Origin of the sequence: Eubacterium ramulus (assembly GCF_045002895.1) — a bacterium.
In the GTDB taxonomy this organism is placed as follows: domain Bacteria; phylum Bacillota; class Clostridia; order Lachnospirales; family Lachnospiraceae; genus Eubacterium_I; species Eubacterium_I ramulus.
In genome coordinates, this window is the sequence record NZ_CP173382.1 from 193,040 (window position 1) to 209,926 (window position 16,887).

The following is a 16,887-nucleotide window of genomic DNA, read 5'->3' on the forward strand; positions in this document are numbered from 1 at the left end:
GGAGCAGAATATGAAGCAGATATATGAGACATTATGCGGCATCTGTGGTGCAGCGCATGTGCTGGTCCGGGAACCAATGAGCAGACATACCACGTTTCGCACCGGTGGACCGGCTGACCTTCTGGTGCAGCCGGAAGCAGAGCAGATCGCACCGATTCTCGAAGTATGTCGCAATGAAGAGATTCCGTGGACCGTCATCGGAAATGGCAGTAACCTGTTGGTGGGAGATGGCGGCATCCGCGGTGTTGTCCTGGAAATTGGAAAACAGATGTCAGACGTTGTAATAGAAGGAACGGTGATTACAGCCGGTGCAGGAGCGATGCTTTCCAGCATCGCTTCCAGAGCCGCTGCGGCAGAATTGACAGGAATGGAATTCGCTTCCGGAATTCCGGGGAGTCTCGGCGGAGCTGTCGTGATGAATGCCGGTGCTTATGGTGGTGAGATGAAGGATATTTTGCAGAAAGTGACAGTACTGACTCCGGATGGAACCGTGCAGACACTTTCTGTGGAAGAACTGGAATTGTCCTATCGTCACAGTATCATCCCGGAGAAAGGATATCTGGTAATCAGCGCAGTATTGAAGCTGCAGCCGGGCAACGCAGATGAAATACAGAGCATTATGGACGACCTGAAAGAAAAACGTGTGAGTAAACAGCCATTGGAATATCCAAGTGCCGGAAGTACGTTCAAACGTCCGGAGGGTTATTTTGCCGGAAAATTGATTCAGGATGCCGGTTTGCGTGGATTCCGGGTAGGCGGGGCACAGGTGTCGGAAAAACATTGTGGATTTATCATCAATCGTGACCAGGCAACGTCCACTGATATCTGTCAGCTGATGCAACAAGTATCTGAAATCGTATATGAAAAATTTGGTGTCCGGCTGGAGCCGGAAGTAAAGAAAATTGGCGAGTTTTAGCAGGAGTGGGTGACGGAATGGAATATGTGATCGTAACAGGAATGTCAGGAGCGGGCAAATCAACAGCGTTAAAAATCATGGAGGATATCGGATATTTTTGTGTCGATAATTTCCCGATTCCGCTGCTGGAAAAATTTGTGGAGTTTGCGGATTCCGGTGAAACTCAGTATCAGAAGATTGCGTTCGGTCTTGATATCCGCAGTGGTGAATCCTTGAAATATCTGGATCAGATCATTACAAATCTAAGGATGAATGGACATATGATCCGAATTCTGTTTATGGATGCTTCCGATCAGGTGCTGGTAAAACGGTACAAAGAAACGAGGCGTGCACATCCACTGGCCGGAACAGATCGCGTGGAAAAAGGCATTGAGCAGGAACGCAGACAGATTTCTTTTCTGAAAGAGATGGCTGATTATATCATTGATACAAGCCAGCTTCTGACCAGGGAACTGCATGCCGCACTGGGTAATATTTTTCTGGGAAAACAGGAGTATGACAATATCTATGTGACGGTACTGTCATTTGGATTCAAATATGGCATTCCGTCAGATGCAGATCTGGTATTTGATGTTCGTTTTCTGCCCAATCCTTATTATCTGGAAGCGTTGCGGCCGAAAACCGGAAATGATCCGGAGATTCAGCAGTTTGTGCTGAAAGCGCCGGAGGCAAATATCTTTCTGGATAAACTGGAAGACATGATCCGGTTTCTGATTCCGAATTATATCCGGGAGGGCAAGAACCAGCTTGTCATTGCCATCGGATGCACCGGCGGCAAACACCGGTCGGTCACATTGACCAATGCAATCTATCAGAGATTGAAGAAAAATCAGAAATATGGTCTGCGTGTGGAGCACCGGGATATTGATAAAGATGCAAAACGTGGAAAGTAGTTGAGGAAACAGTATGTCTTTTTCAGGTGAAATGAAAGAAGAAATTGCCCGCCTGATCCCGGAAAAGGAAGAAGAGGTCCGGGCAGAACTGATGGCGATCATCCGCTTCTGCGGAAGAATCCTCAGGCAGGAAGAGAGCGTGGCAGTTTTCATGGAAACAGAGAATGTCGTGCTGGCAAAGACGTATGTCAAATTAATAAAAAGAGCATTTGATCTTCAGGTACAGTTGGAGATCCGGCGGCATGGAACCGGAAAATACAATCAGTATTTTATTCTGCTGTCAGAACGGCCGGAGGACATGCTGTATTCGGAAGAACGGCCGGAACGACAGAAACTGCAGCAGGCATTGCAGGCTATCTGTATGTGGAGTGCCCAGGCTGATCCCCGGGGATTCTTAAAGACGCCGGGAAGTATGCGTGCCTATATCCGGGGGGCGTTTCTGTGTACCGGATCCATGAGTGATCCGGGAAAATCCTATCATTTTGAGATGGTATGCGAGGATGAACAGACGGCACAGATTTTAAAGGAACTGATGGCAGGATTTTTTGTGCATGCGAAGGTGATTTTGCGCAAACAGCGGTATATCGTGTATCTGAAGGACAGTGAGGAGATCATCCAGATCCTGAATGTCATGGAGGCGCACAGATCTCTGATGGAACTGGAGAATATCCGTATCATCAAGGATATGAGAAACAGCGCAAACCGGCAGTCAAACTGTGATTCTGCTAATATTAACAAAATGGTTCGGACAGCAGCCAGACAGGTGGATGATATCCGATACATAGAAGAACATTTCGGATTTGAACAGCTGCCGCCGCAGCTGCGGGAGATGGCGCAGGTGCGGCTGGAAAATCCGGATGTATCACTGCAGGAACTGGGAACATATCTGGATCCGCCGGTTGGAAAATCCGGTGTGAATCACAGACTAAGGAAGTTGAAAGAAATAGCAGAAAGCTTGAGAGCCGGGAAGGAGAAATAAAAATGGATAAGAAAAAGTTATTATTTATCTTTAATCCAAAATCCGGAAAGGGTCAGATTCGAAATCAGCTGCTGGCAATTGTGGATACTTTCGTTAAAAGTGGATATGAAGTGACAATTTACCCGACACAGGCAAAAGCAGATGCTGTCCGGAAAGTAGCAGAGGCAGCAGATGAATATGATCTGGTTGTGTGCAGTGGCGGAGACGGTACGCTGGATGAGGTGGTAACCGGTATGATGCAGTGTGACGGTATCGTTCCGATCGGATATATTCCGGCAGGCAGTACCAATGACTTTGCACAGTCGCTGAAAATACCGAAAAATATGCTGCAAGCGGCCGATGTGGCTGTGAACGGACAGGCATTTCCATGTGATGTGGGTGTGTTTAATGAAGATTATTTTGTATATATTGCAGCTTTCGGTCTCTTTACAGATGTATCTTATATGACAAACCAGAAGCTGAAGAATATTTTTGGCCATGTGGCATATATTCTGGAAAGTGCAAAAAGGTTGTATGATATTCCATCCTATTATCTGGAAGTGGAAGTGAATGGCAAGACGATCCGGGACGAATTTATCTATGGCATGATCACAAACTCGGTTTCTGTAGGCGGTATGAAAAACATGACCGGCAGCAATGTGAAGCTGGATGACGGGGAATTTGAAGTGACATTGATCAAGATGCCGCAGAATCCAATTCAGTTAAACGAGATTCTGACAAATCTGGTGATGCCAAAGGATATCGAAACGCCGTATATCTATACGTTTAAGACGGATCACATCCGTATCCACTGCGATGATTATGTACCATGGACACTGGATGGAGAGTTCGGTGGAGAGCATAAAAACGTGGAAATTTATAATCGCTGCAGGCGAATAAGTTTCATGGTTGAAAAATAATACTTTCTTTTTTGGAAAGATACGGTTATAATGTTATTATATTAACAATATTTTTAAAACAAATGGAGGATCTCATTATGTTAGTTTCAGCAAAAGAAATGCTTGAAAAAGCAAAAGCAGGTCACTATGCAGTTGGTCAGTTCAATATCAATAACCTTGAGTGGACAAAAGCAATCCTGTTAACCGCTCAGGAGAATAATTCCCCGGTTATTCTTGGTGTTTCCGAAGGTGCCGGCAAATACATGACTGGTTACAAAACGGTTGTTGGTATGGTAAATGGTATGCTGGAAGAGTTAAATATCACTGTTCCGGTTGCATTACATCTGGATCACGGCAGCTATGATGCCTGCTACAAATGTATCGAAGCTGGTTTTTCTTCTGTAATGTTTGATGGTTCTCATTATCCGATCGAAGAGAATGTTGCAAAAACAAAAGAACTTGTTGCTGTATGCAAAGAGAAAGGATTATCTCTTGAGGCAGAAGTTGGTTCCATCGGCGGTGAGGAAGACGGCGTTGTCGGAATGGGCGAATGTGCAGATCCGGATGAGTGTAAATCTATCGCTGATCTTGGAGTAACAATGCTTGCAGCTGGTATCGGTAATATTCATGGTAAATATCCGGAAAACTGGGCAGGATTAAGCTTTGAAACTCTGGATGCGATCCAGCAGAAGACCGGTGATATGCCATTAGTTCTTCACGGTGGTACAGGTATTCCGGATGATATGATCAAGAAAGCAATCTCTCTCGGTGTTGCAAAAATCAACGTAAATACAGAGTGTCAGCTTGTATTTGCTGAAGCTACAAGAAAATATATCGAAGAGGGCAAAGACCTGGCAGGTAAGGGATTCGATCCTAGAAAATTACTTGCTCCTGGTTTTGAAGCAATCAAAGCAAAAGTAAAAGAGAAAATGGAAATTTTCGGTTCTATTGACAAAGCCTGAGAATTTGTGAAAAATCACGAAAATGTAACTTTTTACAACTCAGAATTGTTGAAATAGACAAAAATGTTTTCGACCTCTTGCAATTTTCAGAAATTTGTACTATGTTAATTGCAAGACATGAATACATGCTGAACAAGGGTGTTCCAACAAAAGGTGGAATACCCTTTTCTGCTATAAAGAGATAACCTTGATCGGTTAATCAAATATTTGCTAGGATATGGCAGAATTGCTCCGGATACATAGAAAAATGAAGAAGGAAGCAGATCAGTATATACTCAGGGGACTGTAAAAATTTGAGAAAAGAGAGGAATCAAGAAGATGAGTGAATATTTCAAAGTCGTTGATATTTTTGGCGAATATGTATTCAATGATACTGTGATGAAGGAAAGACTTCCGAAAAAAGTATATCAGAAATTGCAGGAGACCATCAAAGAGGGAACAGATCTGGATCTTGCAACAGCAGATATCATTGCACATGAGATGAAGGAATGGGCAATTGAGCAGGGTGCGACCCACTATACCCACTGGTTCCAGCCGCTGACCGGCGTGACAGCTGAAAAACATGATTCCTTTATCACTGCTCCGAATGAGCAGGGAAAAGTACTGATGAGTTTCTCCGGCAAAGAATTGATCAAAGGTGAACCGGATGCATCTTCTTTCCCGTCAGGCGGACTTCGTGCAACCTGTGAGGCAAGAGGATATACAGCATGGGATTGTACTTCTTACGCTTTTGTAAGACATGACGCAGCAGGTGCAACGCTTTGTATCCCAACAGCATTCTGTTCTTATAAAGGTGAAGCACTGGATCAGAAGACACCGCTGCTTCGTTCCATGCAGGCAATCGATACACAGGCACTGCGTCTGTTAAGATTATTTGGAAACACAACTTCCAGAAAAGTCACTCCATCTGTAGGTTCCGAGCAGGAATATTTCCTAGTAGATAAAGAAAAATATTTAAAGAGAAAAGATCTGATCTATACCGGACGTACATTATTCGGCTCTATGCCTGCAAAAGGACAGGAAATGGATGATCATTACTTCGGAAGCATCCGTCCACGTATTGCTGCATTTATGAAAGATGTCAATGAAGAACTGTGGAAACTGGGAGTTCCGGCAAAGACACAGCACAATGAGGTAGCTCCGGCACAGCATGAGCTGGCTCCAATCTATGAGACATGTAACCTGGCACTGGATCACAACCATCTGGTTATGGAAGTTCTGAAAAAGAAAGCAAACGAGCATGGACTGCAGTGTCTGCTTCATGAGAAACCATTTGACGGTGTCAATGGTTCCGGTAAACATGACAACTGGTCCATCACAACCGATGACGGTATCAATCTGTTAGAACCGGGCAAAACACCGCATGAAAATATTCAGTTCCTTCTGGTACTGGCCTGCATCCTGAAAGCAGTAGATGATCATGCAGATCTTCTCCGCTGGTCCGCAGCTGATGTCGGAAATGATCACAGACTGGGCGCAAATGAAGCACCGCCGGCAATCATCTCCGTATTCCTTGGTGAGCAGCTTGATGATGTGATTACACAGCTGATCAGCACAGGTTCTGCAACACATTCCTTAAAGGGTGGTGTATTACAGACAGGTGTGGCTTCTCTTCCGGATCTGGCAAAAGATGCAACAGACCGAAACAGAACATCACCGTTTGCATTTACCGGAAATAAATTCGAGTTCCGTATGGTTGGTTCCCAGGATTCCATTTCTGCACCAAATGTTGTATTAAATACAATCGTTGCAGAAGCTTTTGAGGAAGCATGCGATGAGCTGGAGAAAGCAGAAGATATAAATGAAAAAGCACATGATCTGATTAAAAAATATCTGACTGAGCATCAGAGAATTATCTTCAATGGTGACGGATATTCAGATGCATGGGTAGAAGAGGCAGAACGCAGAGGGTTACCGAATATCAGATCTATGGTAGACGCAATTCCGGCACTGACTACTGATAAAGCAATCGCTATGTTTGAAAAATTCGGCGTATTTACAAAAGCTGAATTAGAGTCCCGCGAAGAGATTCAGTACGAGATTTATGCAAAAGAGATCAATATCGAAGCAAGAGCCATGATCAATATCACAAACAAGACATTGATTCCGGCTGTAATCAAAGATATTACTGCTTTGGCACAGTCTATCAATGCTGTGAAAGCTGCCTGCGATTGTGACGTAAGTGTACAGACAGAGTTACTGCAGGAGTCATCCGCACTGTTATCTGATGCGAAGGTTGCTCTGGCAAAACTGGAAGAGGTAACAGACAAAGGTCTGACCATGGGTGACGGTGCTGCGCGTGCTGCTTACTATCGTGATGAAGTGACAACTGCTATGGCTGAACTTCGAGCACCGATCGATAAACTTGAGATTATTGTAGATAAGAAAGTATGGCCGATGCCATCTTACGGCGATCTCATCTTTGAGGTTTAAAAAACGGTATTATCTAATCCCCTTAGTTAGTATATACATCAAAAAAGAAAAAGAACCGGAAGAAAATCCGGTTCTTTTTCACGTTATAAATGTGCGAAAGTAATCATTCTGGAAATCCAATCGCCGCAGGATTGAAATTATATCCGGCGAATGCCTCTGTCCGTGAATTCGATCAGGCGTTCTTTGTAGAGATGGCCTACAGCACGTTTGAAAGCATTTTTACTCATATGAGCCTCACGTTTGATAATATCCGGGGAAGCTTTGTCATTAAACGGAAGCACTCCGCCGTATTCATCGATGATCCGTAACACTTCTTCTGCGTCTGCATTCATCTGGACATAGGCTTTGGCGCGGATAGTCAGATCGAGTTTTCCATCCGGTTTGCGGTTTGTGACATTTGCTTCAATGATATCGCCTATCTTTAATGTCGTTGTATTTTCGAATCCCGGGATACGGGCAGAATATTTGTCGTCTACGGCAACAAAAGTACCAAAGTTCTCGCTGAATTCGTAAACACGACCGGTTACGGTATCTCCCTTTTTGTAAGGAGAGTCTGTAGAAAGCAGATGGTAAATGCCTTCCATGGTGGCACAGAGACGGTTGCTCTTGTCAATATACAGTGTAACTAATACTTCATCCCCCTCATGTACTTTGCGGAGCTGTTCTTTAAAAGGAAGCAGCAGATCTTTTTCCAGTCCCCAGTCCAGGAATGCACCGATTTTGGTGACCTGTAGCACTTTTAGTACTGCGAAGCCGCCAAGCGTCAGTTTTGGTTCGTTTGTGGTGGCGATCAGACGATCCTTGGAATCCTTATATAAGAAGACTTCCAACTTGTCGTGCAGTTTTGTTCCTTCCGGAACCTGTTTCGCCGGGAGCAGGACACGTGTTTCATCCTCCGGTTGTTCTGCAAGATAGACACCGAAGTCTACCTGTTTTACTACGGTAAGTGTTTGCTTTTCTCCTAATTTCATTTGTGTTTCCGTCCTTTCTTGTTTTGTGTTTTTTTTAATCAGCCTGATCCGAAAGCGGTGCAAGCTGAAATTCAACAATAGCATATGGTTTTCCGTCACTGTCGTTCAGAGACACTTTCAATAGATCTTCTTCCCGATGGTATACCGGATAGATCGTGTCGCCGTATACGGCAGAATTGCGGTATTCTACCCGCAGCTGACGAATCTGTGCTCCTTCCGGCAGACATTCCATGGCCATAGGTACATAGCGTTCGTTATTGACATGGTTGTTGGAGTCGATATCATAGCGGTGTACCTGAATCGGCGTAATGCCTGTGCCTTTTGCCGGTGGTGTGATCTTGCGGGAGGATTCCTCCATAGGAAGCGCAGGTTCACATTTATAAAGATCGCATATTTCTTTCGGAATCCGCTCCGGATGTCCGGTTCGGATATTCATATAGATCCAGTTTGTATTTGCATAGGCCAGAAGATTACCTTCTGTGTCTTCCAGTTTAAAATTACGATAGCCGAAAAATGCCTTCCAACCGTGTGCCCAAGTGCTGACTGTGATTTCTTCCCCGAACTTTGGATAACGGTTGATGATGATTTGCCAGGAAGAGAGGATCCAGGCATATCCCTGTTCCATCATAACTTCTATCCCATATCCAATGGAATCAGAGTGGAAGGTGCTGCAGTCCTGAAAATAATTGATGATGGAAGGAAGGGTCATATGAAGCTGACTGTCCACTTCGCTGAATCTGACACGGCTTTTAAATTGATACATATCATCGTCCTCCTTAAAAATACTGGGATTACGTAATTTCCTGTGTAACAAAAAAGCACCATTTGCATGGTGCTTTCTAAAAAACTGGCCCACAAGGATTCGAACCTTGAAATGACGGAGTCAGAGTCCGTTGCCTTACCATTTGGCGATGGGCCATTACTTATCGTCGAAGCTCTTTGTTGAGGTGTTTTCCTCAGTGCCTGTCGACAAGTGTTATTATAGGGCAATGTTCCAAAGATTGCAACCCCTTTTTTGAAAAAACTGCGTTTGAATTTTTGGCTGTTTTTGCTTAAAATTCAGATAATTAATGTATATGCAGCAAAAAACTGTAAATAACAATTAAAAAATAATTTCGCCATTCACAACGCCGAATTCCTCCAAATCTTCAGAATCCATTTGTGCCTGCCCGCTGGTTGCTTCCGTGACCTGTGCACAGAAATCTGCAAATTTCTCTTCCGGAACCATCAGATCAATGGTAACGGAGTCAGTATAACGGGTGTCCAGCGTGAAAACCTGGTTTTGGGCGATCAGATATTGCAATTTTCCGATGCCGGTATAGTCTGTGGTAAGGTGCAGCTTTTTCCCAAACTGTTTTTCTATGATGGAGCTGGCAGCGAGCCCGGCCTGTGTGGCAGCCTGATATGCACGGACGAGACCTCCGGTGCCGAGCAGGGTACCGCCGAAATAACGTGTGACAACCACGATGCAGTTGTGGATTTCTTCCCGGAGCAGTACGTCCAGGATTGGACGGCCGGCAGTGCCGGATGGTTCTCCGTCATCGCTGCAGCGGGTACATTCATTGTTGCGTCCGATGGTGTATGCGTAGCAGTTGTGTCGTGCATCCCAGTATTCTTTTTTGATCTTATTTAAGAAGGCAACCGCTTCGTCCTCGGAATTGACCGGAAGCGTATGGGCAATGAAACGGGATTTTTTCTCTTCAATTTCATCTTCGCCGGCCTGATAAAGTACTTTATAACTCATAATGACTCCTTTTCGCAGGGCTTTTTTGAACAAGTCTCATGTGTGTTTTATACATCTTTTATAAATGAGCCTGGTTCTGAATATAGACAGTATATCGCATTAATGGTAAGATAGGCAATATAGGAACTCAATTTGGAGGTTTTTTATGAATTATGGTAAAAAGAATGCTGCAAAAATAAAATGGCAGCTGACTTCCCGGGGAACCGTAATGCGGCGGAAGGTAAAATCACTGACGTTGCTGATCATATTGTTATGTTTTGTGCTTGTGCTTGGCTATGGCGGTTACCGCGGATATCAGTATGTGGAACAGATAATCGCGGAAGCACCGGATATCAATGAGATTGATGCGACGCCTTCCGGGTATATGTCTACCGTGCTGGATGCAAAAGGAAATGTGACGGCACAGCTGGTGGGAACCGGTTCTAACAGGGTCTATGTTACTTTGGATGAGATTCCGGAGGAACTTCAGAAAGCTTTTGTGGCAATTGAAGATGAACGGTTTTACGATCACAATGGCATTGATCTGCGGGGGATTGTCCGGGCAGGGATCAAAGGAGTGACTACCGGGCATTTCAGCGAAGGTGCAAGTACCATTACGCAGCAGCTTCTGAAAAATAATGTGTTTGACGGATGGACAACGGAGAATTCCTCTCAGCGTGTCAAACGAAAACTGCAGGAACAATATCTGGCATTACAGCTGGAAAAAAAGGTTTCCAAAGACTGGATCATGGAGAATTATCTGAATACCATCAATCTGGGACAGAATACGCTGGGTGTCCAGGCGGCCTCCAGACGTTATTTTGGCAAGGATGTATCAGAACTCAATCTCTCTGAATGTGCTGTGATTGCAGGAATCACGCAAAATCCGTCCAAATATAATCCAATTTCCCATCCGGAGGACAACGCAGTCCGGAGAGAGAAAGTATTGACGAATATGCGGGATCAGGGTTATATCGATGATGTGCAGTATGAAGCAGCCATGCAGGATAATGTATATGACCGGATCCAGGAGACAAATACCAAGTGGCAGAGCAGCGACAGCAATGCGACCTCTTATTTTGTAGATGCACTGACGGAAGAAATCATTGATGATCTGCAGAAGGAACTGGATTATTCAGAAGCACAGGCTTATAAGGCACTGTACAGCGGCGGGCTGACGATTTATTCCACCCAGGATCCGCAGATCCAGGAAATCTGTGATACACAGGTGAATGACGACAACAATTATAATATAGAAAAGAAAATCTCTTTTTCCTATGCACTGTCCGTACAACAGCCGGATGGTTCCGTAAACCATTATAGCGAACAGAGTCTTCTTTCCTATTATAAAAGAAACAATGCGGGTTATAATCTGAATTATAAAAATGAAGCTGCAGCACAGGCTGCTATCGATGCATATCGGGAAGCAATGGTTTCCGATGGAGGAGTTGTAGTGGGCGAGTCTGTAACCTTTACGATTCAGCCTCAGGCTTCCGTAACCATTATTGATCAGAGTACCGGACAGGTGAAGGCACTGGTGGGGGGCCGTGGAGAAAAAACCGCCAGCAAGACATTAAACCGTGCCGCAGATGTGACGAGACAGCCGGGTTCTACATTTAAGATCCTGACAGCTTATGCACCGGCTCTGGACAGCGGTTCCTATACATTGGCAACGACGGTGCTGGACGAGCCGATCACATACAGTTCCGGCCAGGAAATTCATAATGCGGATGGAAAATACCGTGGTTATACCAGCATCCGGGAAGCAATACAGGATTCTGTGAATGTAGTGGCGGTGAAGACAGTACAGGATATTACACCGCAGGCAGGATATGAGATGGCAAAAAAATTCGGTATTTCGACACTGACGAAGGATGATATTGTGGAATCACTTCCGCTTGGTGTCGGAGGTGTGACAAACCTGGAGCTGGCAGCCGCATTTGAAGTTATGCCGAATCAGGGAGTATACAAAGAGCCGGTGATGTACACAAAAATTCTTGATCAGGATGGTAATGTGCTGCTGGAGAAGAAACCGAAGAAACACCGGGTTATCAATGACAGTACGGCGTTTTTACTGACTTCAGCCATGCAGGATGTTGTGCTTTACGGAACCGGTAAACTGGCAGATTTCGGTACAATGCCAATTGCAGGAAAGACCGGAACCGCAGGAACATCTGAGGCTGCCAGAGATGCGTGGTTTGCAGGATATACGCCGTATTATACCTGTGTGGTCTGGGGGGGATACGATGATTACTCCAGATTGGAATCCAGCCGCTATCCCAAGATACTGTGGAATCATATTATGAAACAGCTTCATGAAGGTCTTGCATATAAGGAATTCGAGATGCCTGAAGATGTGGAAGTAAGCAGCGTTTGCAAGACTTCCGGTAAGATTGCCATTGCCGGTGTATGTCCGGAGACAGAGACAGAGTATTTTGCAGAAGGTACAGAATCTTCGGAAAAATGTGATCTGCATCAGACGGCAGTGATCTGCAAAGATTCCGGCCTGCTTGCCGGGGAATATTGTCCGGAGAGCAGCAAAGAGACAAAGACATTTATGAAAAAAGGATCCGGTGAAGATAAGATGCCGACAGAGGTGTGCAATGTGCATACTGGTGAGGGGTGGCTGAACCAGCTCATTCAGGCACTGACTCCGGAAAACAACCATACCGGACAATAAAATAATTTGAATGCGTTCAAGAGCAGGCAGCGAAAGCAGATTGCGAGTGTCCGCTTTACAAAAGAAACAGAATTGTTACAATTCTGTTTCTTTTTTTTGCCCAAAATCTTGTGTGAAACATTGACATATTGCGGTTCCGTTGCTATAATGAATTTCGTTGGTGTAACAAAAATGTAACAATTTAAAAATAAAAGTAATATTTATAAAGAGTTTGACTTGAAGGAGTAACAGAACGGATGAAATACAGAAATAAAAAGGCAATCGCAACCTTAATCGTAACAACCTTGATTTTTACCTGCGGAGCGACTGGAGTACAGGCTGCACCGGCAGCAGATCTGAACATTGTGGGCAACGTGGCGGCAGCACCGATTTCCGGTGTATCCCTGGCAGTGGCACAGGCAAATACACAGACAGCAGCAGAGCAGGCTGCATTGGTACAGAATATGGGGGTCGCTCAGATTGATAATTATCTGAATGTCCGCAGTGAAGCGTCCACAGACAGTGAGGTAGTCGGAATTATGAAAAATAACGCAGTGGCTGAAATCACAGGTGCTGTGGATGGCTGGTACCAGATCACATCCGGATCAGTCAGTGGTTATGTTAAGGCAGAGTATCTGGCAGTTGGAAATCAGGATTTACTAAATTCCGTAAAAACAAGAATGGCACAGGTTAATACAGAAACATTAAAAGTCCGCAGTGAGGCATCTACAGAGGCAGCAGTTGTGACATTAGTAGGTCAGGATCAGCAGTTGAAAGTTTTGGATGAGCAGATTCCGGGATGGGTAAAAGTTGAGACAGCAGATGGCGAAGGTTATATTTCCACGGAATTCGCTTCTGTGGCAGATATGTATCAGTATGCAGAAAAACCACAGGTATCTGAACAGAAGGAAAGTTCCTCCGGTGGTTCTGTTACTTCCTATGCATTACAGTTTCTTGGTAATCCGTATGTGTGGGGTGGTACAAGCCTGACAAAAGGTGTGGATTGTTCCGGATTTGTTATGCAGGTATATGCACATTATGGAATTTCCCTTCCACATTCTTCTTCTGCACTGCGTGGAGTCGGTCGTGGAGTAAGTTATTCCGAGGCACAGCCGGGAGATATCATCTGTTATAGCGGTCATGTGGCAATTTATCTTGGCGGCGGTAAGATCGTTCACGCAAGCAATCCAAAAGATGGTATCAAAGTATCTACTGCGACTTATAAAAAAATTCTTGCAGTCCGCAGAGTGATGTAGTATTTCCAAATTCAAGTCGAACGCAGGTGAGACTTGGTGCGGGATTCTGGTCAGCGAAAGCTGAGATAATCAGATCAGAAAATAGAAGTGTGTGCTGTTTACAAACTGAAACTGAAATGATAAGTTTGTGATAGCACACTTTCTTGTTGATATTGTGCATAACTTTGTGCATAAGTGCGAAAAAAGGCAATGAATGTCCACATTTTTTGAATAAAGAGGGAAATTACTTGACGTATGAGACCAATTATTGTATAAAGGTTCAATGGAGAATAATTCCTGAAATAATATTGGAAGAAATGGAACAAAATGAGTAGTAGAAAAGAACTGGCAGGTGTGCGTATTGATATTTGCAGCCTGCGGGAAGCACTTCATAAAATAGAACATTATATACAGGAAGACGGTCTGCATGCAGTGGAGGCAGTATCTATGAAAACGGTTGTGACGGCAGGGGAAGAGGAAGAAGTCCGTCAGTGTCTGGAGGATATAGATCTGGTTATTCCATCAGATAAGGAGATTTTGATGGAATTGGGAGTAACATCTCACAAATGGCTGGAGGAAGCAAGGGAACACCGATTTGCCAGTGAGGCACTGCGTAATATTGCCAGAGATCGTCATAGCATTTATCTGCTGACAGATACGAGAGCGCAGATGAATGAACTGTGTTCCTTTCTGGATCATACCTATGGCGATGTGGCAAGAATCTGTGGAGATGCAGTCTGGGAAGAATGTGAAGAGGATACAGAACAAATTGTAAATGAAATCAATGCAGTAGCACCACATCTGCTGTTGGTTATGCTTCCGACACCGCAGCAGGAGATTTTTCTGGCACAGCACAGAAAAATGCTGAATGTACGGCTTTGGTTCGGTGTCGGTACAGAGAATACATTTACAGAAAAAAAGAAAAAAACGGCAGGTCTCTGCAAGAGACTGCTGGCGCGGCGTAAAATGAAGCGCCAGATACAATCTTATGAAGCAGAGGGAGAAGAAAAAGTAAACTGATCATCTCAGCCTGAGATAAGACTCCCACTTCTGCAAGGACGCCACTGAACGGTGATGGTTACAGAATGGGGATAGAGGGGATTTACAGTTATGAAAGACAGAACAAAAAAAGGCCTGCTGGATTTGCTTCTGCTTCTGGCAGGAACATTGCTGCTTGCTTTTGCGGTAAAATGTATTTATGAACCGTTGGATATGGTTACCGGAGGATTTTCAGGTCTTGCAATTCTGATCAAAGCGGTTACAGAACATATGGTACCGGGCGGTATCCCGCTGGGAGTATCGTCATTGCTGCTGAATATACCGGTATTTCTGTGGGCATTTTGGAAGAAAGGAAAGACATTTGCCGGAAAGTCTTTTGCTGCGATGATCCTGTTGTCACTTTGGCTGTCTATCCTGCCGGCATGGAATCTGGCAGGGGATGACATGGTCATCGGTTGTGCCTTTGGTGGCGGTATCATGGGATTTGGTATCGGTCTGGTGCTGCGCACCCGGAGTACTACCGGCGGAACCGATATGCTGGCGGCGTTGCTCCACATGAAATTTCAACAGTATTCGATTGTGCGTATCATGCAGGTCATCGATGCAGTGATCGTGCTGGCGGGATTATCACTGTTTGGATTGAAGAGCGGACTTTATGCGATCATAGCCATCGTGATTACGACAAAAGTGTCGGATCTAACAGTAGAAGGATTCAAAATGTCCAAAGCAGTGTATATTTTGTCAGAGAAGAGCGAGGAGATTGCACAGGCTACTATGATGGAACTGGACCGTGGTATGACCGGTCTGCATGCAAAAGGCATGTATACCCGGCAGGAAAAATGTATGCTCCTGTGTGTGGTATCAAGAAAAGAGATTGTCTGGCTGAAGGAAATCGTCATGAAAACAGACCCAAAAGCATTCCTTATTATCTGTGATGCGAGGGAGGTCTGGGGAGAAGGATTCCAGTCTTACTCCGAGAAAATGTGAACAAAATCTAAAAGTTGGGGAAATGCATAAAAAAAATTGCATTTCCTCTTTACTTTTTTGGGGCTTTTGTCTTAAAATAGAACTGCATAATAAAAATATATGAAAAAAATAGAATTGGTTATTGTGAATGTTGTATAAAATATGCAGGGGGGCTTTTCATTATGATTTCAAATCAGATATTGCAAAATACGATTGATGGATTAAAAAATATTACAAGGATAGATTTGTGTATCATTGATACGGAAGGCAAAATTCTGGCGACTACATTTGCGGAAGCAGATCGCTATGTCAGCCCGGCGATGGCATTGGTAGAATCTCCGGCGGACAGCCAGGTAGTATCAGGATGTCATTTCTTTAAAGTATTTGATGAACATCAACTGGAATATGTGCTGCTTGCAAATGGAGATAGCGATGATGTCTATATGATTGGAAAAATCGCAAGTTTTCAGATCCAGAATCTTCTGGTTGCATACAAGGAACGTTTTGATAAGGACAATTTTATCAAGAATCTTCTGCTGGACAATCTCTTGCTGGTAGATATTTACAATCGTGCCAAAAAGCTGCATATTGAAACTGATGTCCGGAGAGTTGTATATATTATAGAGACGAACCGGGATAAAGAAGGCAATGAGCTGGAAAAGGTACGTAGTATTTTTGAAGGAAAAAATAAAGATTTTGTAACTGCCGTGGATGAGAAGAATATCATTGTAGTAAAAGAAGTGGATGATTCTGACAGCGGAGCAGATCTGAACAAGACCGCAGAAGTGATTCTCGGACTGTTTAAGGGAGATTCTGATATCCACATCGCTTACGGCACTGTGGTAGGCGAGATAAAAGAAGTGTCACGTTCCTACAAGGAGGCACGGATGGCACTGGATGTAGGCAAGATTTTCTTTGAGGAGCGCAATATCATTGCATATTCCGCACTCGGTATCGGCCGACTGATCTATCAGCTGCCGCTACCATTATGTAAAATGTTTATCAAAGAAATCTTCGGCGGTAAATCACCGGATGATTTTGATGAGGAGACGCTGACCACTATCAACAAGTTTTTTGAGAACAGTCTGAATGTTTCAGAGACATCCCGTCAGCTGTATATTCACAGAAATACACTTGTATACCGTCTGGATAAGCTTCAGAAGAGCACCGGACTGGATCTGCGAGTATTCGAAGACGCCATCACATTTAAAATTGCGCTGATGGTAGTAAAATATATGAAATATATGGAAACATTAGATTATTAATTGCTAAG

At 44.2% G+C, this 16,887-nt stretch carries 14 protein-coding genes and 1 tRNA gene; 11 read left to right on the forward strand and 4 right to left on the reverse strand.

Going from position 1 to position 16,887, the window contains the following annotated elements; all coding sequences use genetic code 11:
* Positions 1–10 precede the first annotated feature (10 nt).
* The 6 genes from murB to ACIRUQ_RS01045 all read left to right on the forward strand — a co-directional run bounded on the left by murB (position 11) and on the right by ACIRUQ_RS01045 (position 7,061).
* Positions 11–916 carry a UDP-N-acetylmuramate dehydrogenase gene (murB, locus tag ACIRUQ_RS01020; protein WP_044962464.1) on the forward strand — a complete coding sequence of 302 codons (906 nt, stop codon included), beginning with the start codon at positions 11–13 and terminating at the stop codon, positions 914–916.
* A gap of 17 nt (positions 917–933) precedes the next feature.
* Entirely contained in the window at positions 934–1,809 is an 876-nt protein-coding gene (rapZ, locus tag ACIRUQ_RS01025; RefSeq protein WP_021737497.1) for an RNase adapter RapZ, read from the forward strand.
* A gap of 13 nt (positions 1,810–1,822) precedes the next feature.
* The gene (whiA, locus tag ACIRUQ_RS01030; RefSeq protein ID WP_021737496.1) at positions 1,823–2,788 is read left to right on the forward strand and encodes a DNA-binding protein WhiA; all 966 of its coding nucleotides are present in this window, start codon (positions 1,823–1,825) and stop codon (positions 2,786–2,788) included.
* Between the two features lie 2 nt (positions 2,789–2,790).
* Positions 2,791–3,687: a diacylglycerol kinase family protein gene (locus tag ACIRUQ_RS01035; RefSeq protein ID WP_021737495.1), complete on the forward strand. Its 897-nt coding sequence runs from the start codon at positions 2,791–2,793 to the stop codon at positions 3,685–3,687.
* Between the two features lie 77 nt (positions 3,688–3,764).
* Positions 3,765–4,628, forward strand: a complete 864-nt coding sequence (fba, locus tag ACIRUQ_RS01040; RefSeq protein ID WP_022035767.1) for a class II fructose-1,6-bisphosphate aldolase — start codon at positions 3,765–3,767, stop codon at positions 4,626–4,628.
* A gap of 318 nt (positions 4,629–4,946) precedes the next feature.
* A complete protein-coding gene (locus tag ACIRUQ_RS01045; RefSeq protein WP_021737492.1) occupies positions 4,947–7,061 on the forward strand; it encodes a glutamine synthetase III in 2,115 nt (704 codons plus the stop codon).
* A gap of 137 nt (positions 7,062–7,198) precedes the next feature.
* Here the strand turns inward: ACIRUQ_RS01045 and ACIRUQ_RS01050 are convergent, their stop codons facing one another.
* The 4 genes from ACIRUQ_RS01050 to ACIRUQ_RS01065 form a co-directional block, all read right to left on the reverse strand.
* Positions 7,199–8,032, reverse strand: a complete 834-nt coding sequence (locus tag ACIRUQ_RS01050; RefSeq protein ID WP_021737491.1) for a S1 RNA-binding domain-containing protein — start codon at positions 8,030–8,032, stop codon at positions 7,199–7,201.
* A 34-nt stretch (positions 8,033–8,066) separates the two neighbouring features.
* Positions 8,067–8,795, reverse strand: coding sequence for an acyl-[acyl-carrier-protein] thioesterase (locus tag ACIRUQ_RS01055; RefSeq protein WP_055290387.1), 729 nt, complete (start codon positions 8,793–8,795; stop codon positions 8,067–8,069).
* A gap of 84 nt (positions 8,796–8,879) precedes the next feature.
* Positions 8,880–8,951 (reverse strand) — tRNA-Gln (locus tag ACIRUQ_RS01060).
* 183 nt (positions 8,952–9,134) lie between these two features.
* The gene (locus ACIRUQ_RS01065) at positions 9,135–9,776 is read right to left on the reverse strand and encodes a YigZ family protein (RefSeq protein ID WP_055290386.1); all 642 of its coding nucleotides are present in this window, start codon (positions 9,774–9,776) and stop codon (positions 9,135–9,137) included.
* A gap of 145 nt (positions 9,777–9,921) precedes the next feature.
* Between ACIRUQ_RS01065 and ACIRUQ_RS01070 the strand changes: the two genes are divergently transcribed.
* The 5 genes from ACIRUQ_RS01070 to ACIRUQ_RS01090 all read left to right on the forward strand — a co-directional run bounded on the left by ACIRUQ_RS01070 (position 9,922) and on the right by ACIRUQ_RS01090 (position 16,879).
* Positions 9,922–12,435 (forward strand): transglycosylase domain-containing protein, encoded by a 2,514-nt coding sequence (locus ACIRUQ_RS01070; RefSeq protein WP_055290385.1) that lies wholly within the window; start codon positions 9,922–9,924, stop codon positions 12,433–12,435.
* Between the two features lie 236 nt (positions 12,436–12,671).
* Positions 12,672–13,670 (forward strand): SH3 domain-containing C40 family peptidase, encoded by a 999-nt coding sequence (locus ACIRUQ_RS01075; protein WP_021737487.1) that lies wholly within the window; start codon positions 12,672–12,674, stop codon positions 13,668–13,670.
* 306 nt (positions 13,671–13,976) lie between these two features.
* Positions 13,977–14,669, forward strand: a complete 693-nt coding sequence (locus ACIRUQ_RS01080) for a WecB/TagA/CpsF family glycosyltransferase (RefSeq protein WP_055290384.1) — start codon at positions 13,977–13,979, stop codon at positions 14,667–14,669.
* A 90-nt stretch (positions 14,670–14,759) separates the two neighbouring features.
* Positions 14,760–15,635, forward strand: a complete 876-nt coding sequence (locus ACIRUQ_RS01085; RefSeq protein WP_022035771.1) for a YitT family protein — start codon at positions 14,760–14,762, stop codon at positions 15,633–15,635.
* Between the two features lie 161 nt (positions 15,636–15,796).
* A complete protein-coding gene (locus ACIRUQ_RS01090) occupies positions 15,797–16,879 on the forward strand; it encodes a CdaR family transcriptional regulator (RefSeq protein WP_022035772.1) in 1,083 nt (360 codons plus the stop codon).
* Positions 16,880–16,887 lie beyond the last annotated feature (8 nt).